The organism is Agrococcus sp. AC640b, from assembly GCF_979255995.1.
On sequence record NZ_CEEDMM010000029.1, the window covers coordinates 21,225 to 33,915 of the forward strand.

Consider the following 12,691-nt stretch of genomic DNA (forward strand, 5'->3'; position numbering starts at 1 on the left):
AGCCCGAACGGGCCTCATCCGTGCCCACAGCCTATCGTGACCCGCCCACGCGCGACGGAACCCCATTGCGCTAGAAGAGAGACCCGTGACCCGAGGCATCCGCATCGCCAGCATCGCGACCCTCGCGACGCAGATCCTCATCGTCGGCACCGGCGGTGCCGTGCGCCTCACCGGCTCGGGCCTCGGCTGCACGACGTGGCCCAACTGCACGCCCGAGTCGTTCGTGCCCGTGGCCGCGCAGGGCATCCACGGCCTCATCGAGTTCGCGAACCGCGTGATGGGTGGCGTCGTGCTGCTCGCGGCCGCGATCATGCTCGTGCTCGCCATCGTCCACCGTCGCCGCCATCCCGGCGTCCTGCCGCTCGCGATCGCCATCGTGGTCGGCACGATCGCGCAGGCGCTCATCGGCGCCGTCGTCGTCTTCCTCCACCTGCGGCCAGACACCGTCGGCGTGCACTTCTCGCTCTCGGCCGTGCTCGTGGGCGTGGCGGCGTGGATGGCGTGGCGCGTCTTCCGCGGCCGCAGCGCCAGATGGGGCGGCTCGCTCGCACAGCGCGCCCTCATGCTCGCGACGGCCGTCATGGTGCCCGTCGTGGTCTACGTCGGCATCCTCACGACCGGCTCCGGTCCGCACGCAGGCGACGGCGGGGCCGCGCGCAACGGGCTCGACCCGTCGGTCATGCAGCACGTGCACGCGCTGCCCGCCTACGCGCTGCTCGTGCTCGCCGTCGGCCTCGTGCTCGTCGGCTGGCGCATGCGGCCGTTCGGCGTCTGGGCGGGCACGCTGCTCGCGCTGCTCGTGACGCAGGCGACCGTCGGCATCGTGCAGTCGAACCTGGGCCTGCCGATCGCGCTCGTCGGCTCGCACATGGTGCTGTCGGTCATGATCGTCGCCGCGACCGTCGTCTCGGCGCTGTCGCTGCGGGTGCGGGCTGCCAGCACCGCCGACGTCGACGACGTGCGCGAGTCCGTCGCAGCCTGAGCCGCTCGTCGGGCAGGATCGAGCCCATGAGCATGCGCCTGGGCGTCCTCGACGTCGGCTCCAACACCGTCCACCTGCTCGTCGTCGACGCGACGCCAGGTGGCAGGCCCATCCCCCACCACTCGCACAAGGTCGTCATGCGGCTCATGCGCTACCTCGTCGACGGCGCGATCACCGAGGAGGGCCAGCTCGCCCTCGTCGCGGCGATCCGCGAGTGCGTCGAGGTCGCTCGGGACGCGGGCCTGGAGCGGCTGCTCGTCGTGGCGACGTCCGCCGTGCGCGAGGCGGACAACGGCGAGGCCGTCATCGCGCGCATCGAGGCGGAGACGGGCGTCGAGCTCGACATCCTCTCGGGCGAGGACGAGGCGCGGCTGACGTTCCTCGCCGTGCGGCGCTGGTTCGGCTGGTCGGCCGGCCGCATCCTGCTGCTCGACATCGGCGGCGGCTCCCTCGAGATCGCGGTCGGCTCCGACGAGGAGCCGCAGGTCGCGCTGTCGGTGCCGCTGGGCGCCGGCCGCTCGACGGTCGCGTTCCTGCACGACGACCCGCCGTCGGCCGCGCAGCAGCGTGCGCTGCGCACGTACGCGAAGAGCGTGCTCGACGACGTCGTCGGCACCGTGCGGAGTCCAGGCAGGCCCGACCACGTCGTGGGGTCGTCGAAGACGATCCGATCGCTCGCGCGCCTCGCGGGCAGCGTCGTGCCCGGCCTCGGCGGCGAGGATCGCGTCGTGCTGCGGCGCAAGGAGCTCGACGACTGGGTGCCCCGCATCGCACGCATGGATGCCGACTCGCGGCACGCGCTGCCCGGCATCACGCCCGATCGCACGTTCCAGATCGTCGCGGGCGGCATCGTGCTGTCCGAGGCCATGCGCGCGTTCGGCGTGCGAGAGCTCGACGTCTCGCCGTGGGCGCTGCGCGAGGGACGCCTGCTGCGCCACCTCGACAGGCTCTAGCCGCCCGCGGGCCAGCGCTCGTCGCGGGCGTAGTCGTCGAGCCGCAGCCGCATCGCGGCGTGCGCCTGCCCGGGCGCGTCGTCGCCGACGAGGAGGCGCAGGCGGTCGTCGGGTGCCGCGACGTGCGCGAGGAGCGCGGCGGCCGCGTCGGCCGGGGCCGTGCCACCGCCTGTGCCCTCGGACGGCCACGGCACCGCTGCAGTGCCGAAGAGTCCCTCGCGGAGGGCGTCGTAGGCAGGGATCGGGGTCGCGAAGCGCATGCTGCTCGTGCCCCACTCGGTGTCGAGGCTGCCGAGCTCGGCGATCGTCACGTGCACGCCGAGGCCGGCGACCTCGGCGGCGAGCGCCCCTGCGAAGCCTTCGAGGCCCCACTTCGAGGCGTTGTAGAGACCGAACGTCGGCATCGTGCCGACGGCTCCGACCGTCGAGACGTGCACGACGTGCCCGCGCCCGGCCGCGCGCATGCCGGGCAGCACCGCCTGGGTGACCCACAGCGCCCCGAGCAGGTTGGTCTCGACCACGGCGCGCGCCTCGGCCTCCGACACCTCCTCCACGGCACCGACGAGGCCGTGCCCGGCGTTCGCGACGAGCACGTCGACGCCGCCGAGCGTGGCATCGACCTCGGCGACGAGCGCGAAGGCGCCGTCGCGATCGCGCACGTCGAGCTCGCGCACGTGCAGCCGGTCGTGCGCGGGCAGGTCGTGGACGCCGCGCACGGTCGCGACGACGACGTGCCCTGCGTCGAGCGCTGCGAGGGCGAGCGCGCGGCCGAGGCCACGCGAGGCGCCGGTGATCAGCCACAGGTCGGGATCGCTCATGCGGGCCAGTCAACCAGCGGTCGGCGCACCGCGGCGCGTCAGAACGGCAGCAGCGGGTCGATGCCCACCGCGAGGAACACGAGCGTCAGGTACGTGTTCGAGGCGTGGAAGACGCGCATCGCGCGAGCCTCCGCGCCGCGCACGGCACGCGAGTGCAGCCCGTGCGCCTCCGCGACGAACCAGATGCCGCCCGCGAGCGCCACGATCGCGTAGACGATGCCCATGCCGGCGACGGGGATGAGCAGCAGCGTGCACGCGAGCGACGCCCACGCGTACAGCACGACCTGGATGCCGACCGTCGCCCGGCCTCGCACCACGGCGAGCATCGGCACGTCGGCCGCCGCGTAGTCGTCGCGATACTTCATCGAGAGCGGCCAGTAGTGCGCAGGCGTCCAGAGGAAGATGAGCGTGAAGAGGATCCACGCTGGCCAGTCGAGCGTGCCCGTGACGCCCGCCCAGCCGATGAGCACGGGGAAGCAGCCCGCGATCCCGCCCCACACGATGTTCTGCTCGGTGCGGCGCTTGAGCAGCAGCGTGTAGACGAGCACGTAGAAGGCGATCGCGGCGATCGACAGCACGGCGGCGAGCCAGTGCGCGAACACGGCGAGCACGACGGTCGACACGACGGCGAGCGTCCACGCGAACACCGTCGCCTGGCGCGGCGTCAGCGCGCCCGTCACGAGCGGACGCCCCTGGGTGCGCTGCATGACCGCGTCGATGTCGCGGTCGATGATCATGTTGAACGCGTTCGCGGAGCCTGCCGAGAGGAAGCCGCCCACGAGCGTCGCGACGAGCGCGATCGGATTCGGGATGCCGTCTGCGGCGAGGAACATCGTCGGCAGCGCCGTGACGAGCAGCAGCTCGATGACCCTCGGCTTCGTCAGTGCGACGTACGCCTTCGCGCGGTCGGCGAGACGCGCTCGATCGGAGCGGTGGGCGGTGGCGGTCATGACCCTCGAGATTGCGTCGCAGGCGGCGATGTGACCTCAGGAGTCTATCGCGCCTGCGGGCCCGACGAGGGCGCATGGCGCCTTCACTATGCTTGGTCGAGTCGCACCACCTCTGCATCGGCCCTGCCCCGCCGCGGGTCCGATCCCGCATGGAAGGGCCCGCCTTGACGCTCGAATGGACTGAGACCGACGCGAAGGCCGTGGACACGGCCAGGCTGCTGGCAGCCGACGCCGTGGAGAAGGCCGGACACGGCCACCCCGGCACGGCGATGAGCCTCGCGCCCGCCGCGTACCTCCTGTTCCAGAAGGTCATGGACCGAGACCCGGCGGACCACCGCTGGCTCGGTCGTGACCGCTTCATCCTGTCGGCGGGTCACTCGTCGATCACGCAGTACGTGCAGCTGTTCCTCGCAGGCGACGGCCTCGAGATCGAGGACCTCCAGGCGCTTCGCACCTGGGGCTCGAAGACGCCGGGCCACCCCGAGTTCGGGCACACCGACGGCGTCGAGATCACGACGGGCCCGCTCGGCCAGGGCCTCGCCTCCGCCGTGGGCTTCGCCTACGCGCAGCGCTTCGAGCGCACCATGCTCGACCCCGACGCCGCAGACGGCGAGAGCCCCTTCGACCACTACACGTACGTCGTCGCAGGCGACGGCGACCTGCAGGAGGGCGTGACGAGCGAGGCTGGCTCGCTCGCCGGCCGTCAGGAGCTCGGCCGCCTCATCGCGATCTACGACTCCAACCAGATCTCCATCGAGGACGACACCGACGTCGCCTTCACCGAGGACGTCAAGGCGCGCTACGCCGCCTACGGCTGGCAGGTGCTCGAGGTCGACTGGCGATCCGGCGACCCCAAGGACGACGCCGACTACCACGAGGACCTCCCCGCGCTGCACGCCGCGATCGAGGAGGCGAAGGCCGAGACGCGCAAGCCGACGATCATCGTGCTGCGCACGATCATCGGCTGGCCTGCGCCCACGAAGCGCAACACGGGCGGCATCCACGGCGCGAAGCTCGGCGCCGAGGAGCTCGCAGCGACGAAGGAGCTCGTGGGCTTCGACCCCGAGGAGCACTTCGCCCTGCCTGAGGGGATCCTCGAGCACACGCGCAGCAACGCGCTCGAGCGCGCGGCGTCGACGCGCCGTCGCTGGCAGGAGCGCTTCGACGCCTGGGCGTCGGCGAACCCGGAGCGCAAGGCGCTGCTCGACCGTCTCGAGTCCGGCGACCTGCCGGAGGGCGTCGAGGAGGCGCTGCCGGTGTTCGAGGCCGGCGAGGACGTCGCGACGCGCGCGGCGAGCGGCAAGGTGCTCAACGCGCTCGCACCCCTGATCCCCGAGCTGTGGGGCGGCTCGGCCGACCTCGCAGGCTCGAACAACACGACCCTCGAGGAGTTCGGCTCGTTCCTGCCGTCTGGCAGCGGCACGGACTCGTTCCCCGATGCGTCGTTCGCCGGCCGCACGATGCACTTCGGCATCCGCGAGCACGCGATGGCCGCGATCCTCAACGGCATCGTGCTGCACGGCAACACGCGCCCGTACGGCGGCACGTTCCTGATCTTCAGCGACTACCAGCGCCCGGCGCTGCGCCTGGCGGCCCTCATGGGCGTGCACCCCGTGCACGTGTGGACGCACGACTCCGTCGCGCTCGGCGAGGACGGCCCCACGCACCAGCCCATCGAGCAGCTCGCGACGCTGCGCGCCATCCCCGGCTTCGACGTCGTGCGTCCGTCGGACGCCAACGAGACGGCATGGGCGTGGAAGACGATCCTCGAGCGTCGTGGCAAGCCCGTCGGCATCGCGCTCACGAGGCAGCCGATCCCCACGTTCGAGCGTGGAGACGGCGAGGCGACGAGCGAGACGTTCGCGGCCGCCTCGAACGTCGCGAAGGGCGCCTACGTGCTCGTCGAGTCCTCGACCGAGACGCCCGAGCTCATCCTGATCGCGACGGGCTCCGAGGTGCAGATCGCCGTCGCAGCCCGCGAGGTGCTCGAGGCGGAGGGCGTCGGCACGCGCGTCGTCGCCGCGCCGAGCCTCGAGTGGTTCGGCGAGCAGTCCGACGCGTACCGCTCGTCCGTGCTGCCGAAGGCCGTGAAGGCGCGCGTGTCGGTCGAGGCGGGCTCGACCCTCACGTGGGCGGGCATCGTCGGCGACGCGGGCCGCACCGTCGGCATCGACCACTTCGGCGCGAGCGCCGACTACAAGACCCTGTTCCGCGAGTTCGGCATGACGCACCAGGCCGTGGTGGCCGCGGCGCGCGAGTCGCTCGCAGCAGCGAAGGAGGCATGAGCATGACCGATTCCACGAAGGCCCTGAGCGACGTCGGCGTCAGCATCTGGCTCGACGACCTGTCGCGCGAGCGCATCGAGACCGGCAACCTGCAGGAGCTCATCGAGACGCGCGACGTCGTCGGCGTCACGACGAACCCGTCGATCTTCGCGGCGGCGCTCGCCGATGGCGAGCGCTACGAGGCGCGCCTCACCGAGCTCAAGGAGGGCGGTGCCGACGTGCACGAGGTCATCCGCACGCTCACGACCGAGGACGTCGCCGCCGCGTGCGACATCTTCCAGCCGATCTACGCCGCGACGAGCGGCATCGACGGACGCGTGTCGATCGAGGTCTCACCCGGCCTCGCGTTCGACACCGACGGCACGGTCGACGAGGCGAAGGCGCTGCACGAGCGCGTCGGCCGCGAGAACGTGCTCATCAAGATCCCCGCCACGAAGGACGGCCTCGAGGCGATCGCCGCGACGATCGGTGCCGGCATCAGCGTCAACGTGACCCTGATCTTCTCGCTCGATCGCTACCGCGACGTCATCAACGCCTACCTCACGGGCCTCGAGCGCGCGCAGCAGGCGGGCCTGGACCTGTCGACCATCCACTCCGTCGCGTCGTTCTTCGTCTCGCGCGTCGACGCCGAGATCGACAAGCGCCTCGACGCCGTCGGCACCGAGGAGGCCACCGCGCTCAAGTCGAAGGCGGGCATCGCGAACGCGCGCCTCGCCTACGGCGCGTGGCAGGAGGCGTTCTCGTCGGAGCGCGCGCAGACGCTGCTCGCGGCCGGCGCGAACTCGCAGCGCCCGCTGTGGGCGTCGACCGGCGTCAAGGACCCGTCGCTGCCCGACACGCTGTACGTCACCGAGCTCGCAGCACCCGAGACCGTCAACACGATGCCCGAGAAGACGCTCGAGGCGCTCGCCGACCACGGCGTCGTCACCGGCGACGAGGTCTCGGCGAACGTCGAGGCCGCGCAGGGCGTGCTCGACGCCGTCGAGGCGCAGGGCGTGTCGTACGTCGAGGTCACCGACCTGCTCGAGCGCGAGGGCGTCGAGAAGTTCGTCGCCGCATGGGACGAGCTCGTCGAGACGGTCCGCGGCCAGCTCGCGCAGGCAGGAGGCGACCGATGAGCTTCGTGCTCCACGCCACCGGCGCAGCCCAGGAGGCCATCGACCGCGTCGTGCCGCAGCTCGTGGCCGACGGCATCGCAGGACGCCTCGTCGCGAAGGATGCGACGCTCTGGGGCCAGGCGGCGGAGGCCGAGGCTGCGAAGCGCCTCGGCTGGATCGACGCGGCCTCCACCACGCGCGGCATCGTCGACGACGTGCTCGAGCTCAAGGCCGACCTGGCGGCGAAGGGCGTCGACCGCTTCGCCCTCGCAGGCATGGGCGGCTCGTCGCTCGCCCCGGAGGTCATCACGCGCACGTTCGGCGTGCACCTCACGGTGCTCGACTCCACCGAGCCCGGCCAGGTGCTCGCTGCACTGCGCGACGAGCTCGCACGCACCGCGATCGTCGTGTCGTCGAAGTCCGGCTCCACGCTCGAGACCGACAGCGCACGCCGGGTGTTCGAGCAGTGGTACCGCGAGGCGGGCATCGACCCCACCGAGCGCATCATCGTCGTCACCGACCCCGGCAGCCCGCTCGATGCGTCGGCGCGCGAGGCGGGATTCCGCGTCTTCAACGCCGACCCGAACGTCGGCGGCCGCTACTCGGCGCTCACGGCGTTCGGCATCGTGCCGTCCGCGCTCGCCGGCGTCGACGTCGTCGAGCTGCTCGACGAGGCGGAGGCCACGCTGCCGCTCGTCTCGATCGACGACGAGTCGAACCCTGGCCTGCGGCTCGGCGCCGTCCTCGCGGCCACGACGCCGCTCAAGGACTACATCGGGATCGTCGCGGACGGCACGCACATCGTCGGCCTCGCCGACTGGGCCGAGCAGCTCATCGCCGAGTCGACGGGCAAGCAGGGCACCGGCGTGCTGCCGGTCGTGCTCGACGTCGACGCGCCCGAGCTCGCCGAGGACCTCGACGACCTGCAGGTCATCCGGGTCGTCGGCTCGCGCGACGAGACGCGCGTCGTCGCCCCCGGCGAGGTCGAGATCGCAGGCACCCTCGGTGCCCAGCTGCTCGTGTGGGAGGTCGCGACCGCGGTCGCAGGACGCCTGCTCGGCATCGACCCGTTCGACCAGCCCGACGTCGAGTCCGCGAAGGACGCGGCCCGCGGCCTGCTCGAGGACCTCGCTCCCCCGGCACCCGCGACGGTCGTCGACGGCTCGATCGAGCTGCGTGGGAGCGTGTCGGGCGACACGCTCGAGTCGTCGCTCGAGGCGCTGCTCGCCGCGATCCCCGCCGACGGCTACCTCGCGGTGCACACGTACCTCGACCGACTCGGCGAGGAGCGCTTCGCGACGCTCCGCGACATGCTCGCGGCGCGCACGCAACGGCCCGTCACGTTCGGCTGGGGCCCTCGCTTCCTGCACTCGACCGGCCAGTACCACAAGGGCGGCAAGCCCGCGGGCGTGTTCCTGCAGATCCTCGGCACCCCCGCGGAGGACCTCGAGATCCCCGAGCGGCCGTTCACGTTCGGGCAGCTGCTGCAGGCGCAGGCAGGCGGCGACGCCGCCGTGCTCGCAGGCCACGACCGTCCCGTGCTCACGCTCACGCTGACCGACCTCGACGACGGGTACCGCCGCCTGGCCGCAGCAGCCGCAGCCGCATGAGCGCCCCGGCGGGCTGGTCGAATCCGCTGCGCGACGCGTCCGACCTCCGTCTGACGCGCATCCCCGAGCCGAACGCCCTCGTGCTGTTCGGCGTCACGGGCGACCTCGCGCAGAAGAAGCTGCTCCCGGCGATCTACGACCTCGCCAACCGCGGACTGCTGCCGCCGGGCTTCTCGCTCGTGGGCTACGGCAGGCGCGACTGGGATGCGTCGCAGTTCCGTGCCGTCGTCGAGCCCGCCGTGCGGAAGCACGCGAGGACGCCGTTCCGCGACGACGTGTTCGCGCAGCTCGCAGACGGCTTCCGGTTCGTGCAGGGCGACTTCGACGACGACGCGGCGTTCGACCGGCTCGCCGAGACGCTCCACGAGCTCGACGACGCACGCGGCACGATGGGCAACTACGCCTTCTACCTGTCGATCCCGCCCAGCCAGTTCCCCGTCGTGACGCAGCAGCTGAAGCGCTCCGGCGTCGCGACGAGCGACGAGTCGTGGCGCCGCGTCGTCATCGAGAAGCCGTTCGGACACGACCTCGAGTCGGCGCGCGAGCTCGCGACCGTCGTCGACTCGGTGTTCCCGCCGGACAGCGTCTTCCGCATCGACCACTACCTCGGCAAGGAGACGGTCCAGAACGTCCTCGCCCTCAGGTTCGCGAACAACCTGTGGGAGCCGATCTGGAACGCCAACTACATCGACCACGTGCAGATCACGATGGCCGAGGACATCGGCGTCGGCGGCCGCGCCGGCTACTACGACGGCATCGGCGCCGCGCGCGACGTCATCCAGAATCACCTCCTGCAGCTCTTCGCGCTCACGGCGATGGAGGAGCCCGTCTCGTTCGACGCGACCGATCTGCGCACCGAGAAGGAGAAGGTGCTCTCCGCCGCCCGCATCCCCGGCGACCTCGACGCGTCCACGGCGCGCGGGCAGTACGCGGGCGGCTGGCAGGGAGGCGAGCAGGTCACGGGATTCCTCGACGAGGACGGCATGGCCGTGGACTCCGCGACCGAGACGTACGCGGCCATCACCCTCGAGGTCGACAACCGCCGCTGGTCGGGCGTGCCGTTCTACCTTCGGGCGGGCAAGCGCCTCGGCAGGCGGGTCACCGAGATCGCGATCGTGTTCAAGCGCGCCTCGCAGTACCTGTTCCCCGAGACCGCGACGCAGTCGATGGGGCAGAACGCGCTCGTCATCCGCGTGCAGCCCGACGAGGGCACGTCCATGCGCTTCGGCTCGAAGGTGCCCGGCCCCGGCATGCACGTGCGCGACGTCACGATGGACTTCGGCTACGGCCACGCGTTCACCGAGGAGTCGCCCGAGGCGTACGAGCGTCTCATCCTCGACGTGCTGCTCGGCGACCCGCCGCTGTTCCCGCAGGCTCGCGAGGTCGAGCTGTCGTGGGCGATCCTCGACCCCGTCGAGGAGCACTGGGCCGCGGCGGGCGGACCGCTCGAGCAGTACGCACCGGGCTCGTGGGGCCCTGAGAGCGCCGACGCGATGCTTCGGCGCACCGACCGGCAATGGAGGCGCCCGTGATCGTCACGCTCGAGGGCACGACGACGAGCGCCATCCAGCGCCGTCTCGTCGAGATCCGCGAGGAGGGCGGCGTGCTCGCGCTCGGCCGCGTCCTCACGCTCATCATCCACACCCACCTCGGCGAGGAGGAGGACGCGATCGCCGCGGCGAACGAGGCGAGCCGTGAGCACCCCATGCGCGTGCTCGTCGTGTCGCGCTCGATCGACGAGATCGCCGCCACCGAGGAGCCGAGGCTCGACGCGGAGATCCGCGTCGGCGGCGACGCCGGCGCGAGCGAGGTGGTGCTGCTGCAGTGCTACGGCGAGGTGGGTGCGCACCTCATCGGCGTCGTGCAGGGTCTGCTGCTGCCCGACGCGCCCGTCGTGTCCTGGTGGCCGGACCGCATGCCCGAGCATCCCGCCTCCGCGCAGCTCGGCGCGCTCGCGCAGCGTCGCATCACCGACTCCGCCCGCCAGGAGGACCCCCGCTCCGTCCTGCGCGGCCTCGCGGAGGGCTACGAGCCCGGCGACACCGACCTGGCGTGGACGCGCGTGACGAACTGGCGCGCCCAGCTCGCCGCCGTGCTCGACCAGCCGCCGTACGAGCCCGTGCTGCACGCTCGTGTCACGGGTGCGCTGCGCAGTCCGTCGGTGCACCTCATGGCGTCGTGGCTGCGGCTGCGTCTCGGCATCGACGTCGACGTGTCGTCGCGGGCAGACGGACCCCTCGGCTCGAGCGGGCTGTCGTCGGTGACGCTCACGCGCGCCTCCGGCGACGCGACGCTCACGCGCATCCGGCCGTCGACGGGGCTCCTGCAGATCCCCGGGCAGCCCGACCACGAGGTCGCGCTGTCGCACCGCCAGCTGCGCGACCAGCTCGCGGAGGAGCTCCGCAGGCTCGACCCCGACGAGATGTACCACCAGGTGCTCGAGGCCATCCGCGTCTCGGGCACGGCGGGCACGAGCGTGCCAGCACCCGAGGGAGGCAGCAGATGAGCCGCGAGCTCGTGGTCCACGCAGACCGGGCGGCGCTCGTCGCAGAGACGGCCGACCGCTTCCTCGCCACCGTCGAGTCGGTGCTCGCCGAGCAGCCGGAGTGCCACGTCGCGCTCACGGGCGGCTCGGTCGGCATCGAGCTGCTCGAGGCGCTGCGCGGACGGGTGCTCGACTGGTCGCGCGTGCATGCGTGGTGGGGCGACGAGCGGTTCGTGCCGGCCGCCGACGGCGACCGGAACGCGCTGCAGGCGCGCGAGGCGCTGCTCGACCACGTCGGCATCCCTGCGGCCAACGTGCACGAGCTGCCCGCGTCCGACGCCGGTCTCGACCTCGACGCCGCCGCGGCCGCAGCGACCGCCGAGCTCGGCGATCGGGCGCTCGATCTCGTGCTGCTGGGCATGGGGCCCGACGCGCACGTCGCATCGCTCTTCCCCGGGCACGACGGCACCGACGTCGACGCGACGGGCATCATCGCCGTCCGCGACTCCCCCAAGCCGCCGCCCGAGCGGCTGAGCCTCACGTTCGGCTCCCTCAACAGGGCGCCGCGCGTGTGGATCGTCGTCGCAGGCGACGACAAGGCCTCGGCGCTCGCCCTCGCGATGTCCGCCGCCGACCGGCACGAGGTGCCCGCCGCGGGCGTGCACGGCACGCGCGAGACCCGCTATCTCGTCGACCGGGCGGCGGCGTCGCTGCTGCCGGACGGCCTCGTCGGCTAGCGCGCGTCCTGCACGACGAAGGCCCCGCATCCTCGAGGATGCGGGGCCTTCGTCGTGGGCTCGAGGCCCGTGGCGCTCGTACGGGTCAGGACGTCGCCTGGCCGCGGCGCGCGCGCAGCTTCTGCAGCGCCTCGTCGAGCAGCTGCTCGGCCTCCTCTGGCGTGCGGCGCTCCTTCACGTACGCGAGGTGGGTCTTGTACGGCTCCGCCTTCGACACCTGCGGAGGTGCATCCTTGTCGCGGCCGGCGGGCAGACCCGTCGACGGCGAGTCGATGACCTCGGGGATCTCGTCCTCCGGCAGGTCGGCCGCGAAGTAGCGCACGGTCTCGTTGCCGGATGCGTCCCAGTACGAGATCGCCACGCGCTCGGCGTGGAAGCCTCGGTCTTGCTCGCCCATGGGTCCCGCGCCGACGCGCGAGCCGCGGATGGCGCTGCCACCGGAGGCCATCAGGCACCCGCCCCGGAGAAGCGGGTGATGACGCCGAGCACCGTGATCGACGTGATCCACGTGAGCACGAACGTCACCGTGAGGATGTTCAGGTTGCGCTCGGCGACGCCCGAGGAGCCCATCGACGACGAGATGCCGCCGCCGAACATGTCGGACAGGCCGCCACCGCGGCCCTTGTGCAGCAGGATGAGCAGCGTCAGCAGCACCGACGTGATGCCGAGGATCACCTGCATGATGATCTGGAGGATCTCCACGTTCGCCTCTCGCGAGAAGTTCTGGTCGATCGGTCAGTCTATCGCAGCCCGAGGCCCCGTGGGCTCAGGCCG

At 72.1% G+C, this 12,691-nt stretch carries 12 protein-coding genes; 8 read left to right on the forward strand and 4 right to left on the reverse strand.

Features of this window, described 5'->3' with window-relative positions; translation table 11 throughout:
* The first annotated feature begins 85 nt into the window (after positions 1–85).
* Both ACZ6H8_RS11765 and ACZ6H8_RS11770 read left to right on the forward strand, forming a co-directional pair.
* Positions 86–982, forward strand: a complete 897-nt coding sequence (locus ACZ6H8_RS11765) for a COX15/CtaA family protein (protein ID WP_464147027.1) — start codon at positions 86–88, stop codon at positions 980–982.
* Positions 983–1,014: 32 nt separating this feature from the next.
* Entirely contained in the window at positions 1,015–1,935 is a 921-nt protein-coding gene (locus tag ACZ6H8_RS11770; protein ID WP_464147289.1) for a Ppx/GppA phosphatase family protein, read from the forward strand.
* On the opposite strand, the gene ACZ6H8_RS11775 is transcribed toward ACZ6H8_RS11770, so the two are convergent.
* The gene (locus ACZ6H8_RS11775) at positions 1,932–2,753 is read right to left on the reverse strand and encodes an SDR family NAD(P)-dependent oxidoreductase (protein WP_464147028.1); all 822 of its coding nucleotides are present in this window, start codon (positions 2,751–2,753) and stop codon (positions 1,932–1,934) included. The two genes, ACZ6H8_RS11770 and ACZ6H8_RS11775, sit on opposite strands and share 4 nt — an antisense overlap.
* A gap of 38 nt (positions 2,754–2,791) precedes the next feature.
* Complete coding sequence (locus ACZ6H8_RS11780; protein ID WP_464147029.1) at positions 2,792–3,703, reverse strand: heme o synthase; 912 nt, start codon at positions 3,701–3,703, stop codon at positions 2,792–2,794.
* A 149-nt stretch (positions 3,704–3,852) separates the two neighbouring features.
* Here ACZ6H8_RS11780 and tkt point away from each other — a divergent pair, with 149 nt between their 5' ends.
* From tkt to pgl, 6 genes are read left to right on the forward strand one after another with little or no spacing between them, the layout of a single operon-like run.
* Positions 3,853–5,988 carry a transketolase gene (gene tkt / locus ACZ6H8_RS11785; RefSeq protein WP_464147030.1) on the forward strand — a complete coding sequence of 712 codons (2,136 nt, stop codon included), beginning with the start codon at positions 3,853–3,855 and terminating at the stop codon, positions 5,986–5,988.
* Entirely contained in the window at positions 5,985–7,106 is a 1,122-nt protein-coding gene (tal, locus tag ACZ6H8_RS11790) for a transaldolase (RefSeq protein ID WP_464147031.1), read from the forward strand. The genes tkt and tal overlap by 4 nt, the downstream gene beginning before the upstream one ends.
* Positions 7,103–8,695 (forward strand): glucose-6-phosphate isomerase, encoded by a 1,593-nt coding sequence (locus ACZ6H8_RS11795; protein WP_464147032.1) that lies wholly within the window; start codon positions 7,103–7,105, stop codon positions 8,693–8,695. Before tal ends, ACZ6H8_RS11795 begins: the two co-directional genes overlap by 4 nt.
* A complete protein-coding gene (zwf, locus tag ACZ6H8_RS11800) occupies positions 8,692–10,227 on the forward strand; it encodes a glucose-6-phosphate dehydrogenase (RefSeq protein WP_464147033.1) in 1,536 nt (511 codons plus the stop codon). Before ACZ6H8_RS11795 ends, zwf begins: the two co-directional genes overlap by 4 nt.
* Complete coding sequence (locus tag ACZ6H8_RS11805) at positions 10,224–11,201, forward strand: glucose-6-phosphate dehydrogenase assembly protein OpcA (protein WP_464147035.1); 978 nt, start codon at positions 10,224–10,226, stop codon at positions 11,199–11,201. The genes zwf and ACZ6H8_RS11805 overlap by 4 nt, the downstream gene beginning before the upstream one ends.
* On the forward strand, positions 11,198–11,917 hold the full coding sequence (pgl, locus tag ACZ6H8_RS11810; protein WP_464147036.1) for a 6-phosphogluconolactonase: 720 nt from the start codon (positions 11,198–11,200) through the stop codon (positions 11,915–11,917). Before ACZ6H8_RS11805 ends, pgl begins: the two co-directional genes overlap by 4 nt.
* 85 nt (positions 11,918–12,002) lie before the next feature.
* Here the strand turns inward: pgl and ACZ6H8_RS11815 are convergent, their stop codons facing one another.
* On the reverse strand, positions 12,003–12,365 hold the full coding sequence (locus ACZ6H8_RS11815) for an RNA polymerase-binding protein RbpA (RefSeq protein ID WP_464147037.1): 363 nt from the start codon (positions 12,363–12,365) through the stop codon (positions 12,003–12,005).
* The gene (gene secG / locus ACZ6H8_RS11820) at positions 12,365–12,619 is read right to left on the reverse strand and encodes a preprotein translocase subunit SecG (RefSeq protein ID WP_464147038.1); all 255 of its coding nucleotides are present in this window, start codon (positions 12,617–12,619) and stop codon (positions 12,365–12,367) included. Before secG ends, ACZ6H8_RS11815 begins: the two co-directional genes overlap by 1 nt.
* Positions 12,620–12,691: the final 72 nt, after the last annotated feature.

Bases quoted from the DNA above. Each gene is read 5' to 3' on its own strand.
- ACZ6H8_RS11770 (WP_464147289.1), top strand. From the start codon at position 1,015: ATGCGCCTGGGCGTCCTCGACGTCGGCTCCAACACCGTCCACCTGCTC.
- ACZ6H8_RS11775 (WP_464147028.1), bottom strand. From the start codon at position 2,753: ATGAGCGATCCCGACCTGTGGCTGATCACCGGCGCCTCGCGTGGCCTC.
- ACZ6H8_RS11780 (WP_464147029.1), bottom strand. From the start codon at position 3,703: ATGACCGCCACCGCCCACCGCTCCGATCGAGCGCGTCTCGCCGACCGC.
- tkt (WP_464147030.1), top strand. From the start codon at position 3,853: ATGGAAGGGCCCGCCTTGACGCTCGAATGGACTGAGACCGACGCGAAG.
- tal (WP_464147031.1), top strand. From the start codon at position 5,985: ATGAGCATGACCGATTCCACGAAGGCCCTGAGCGACGTCGGCGTCAGC.
- ACZ6H8_RS11795 (WP_464147032.1), top strand. From the start codon at position 7,103: ATGAGCTTCGTGCTCCACGCCACCGGCGCAGCCCAGGAGGCCATCGAC.
- zwf (WP_464147033.1), top strand. From the start codon at position 8,692: ATGAGCGCCCCGGCGGGCTGGTCGAATCCGCTGCGCGACGCGTCCGAC.
- pgl (WP_464147036.1), top strand. From the start codon at position 11,198: ATGAGCCGCGAGCTCGTGGTCCACGCAGACCGGGCGGCGCTCGTCGCA.
- ACZ6H8_RS11815 (WP_464147037.1), bottom strand. From the start codon at position 12,365: ATGGCCTCCGGTGGCAGCGCCATCCGCGGCTCGCGCGTCGGCGCGGGA.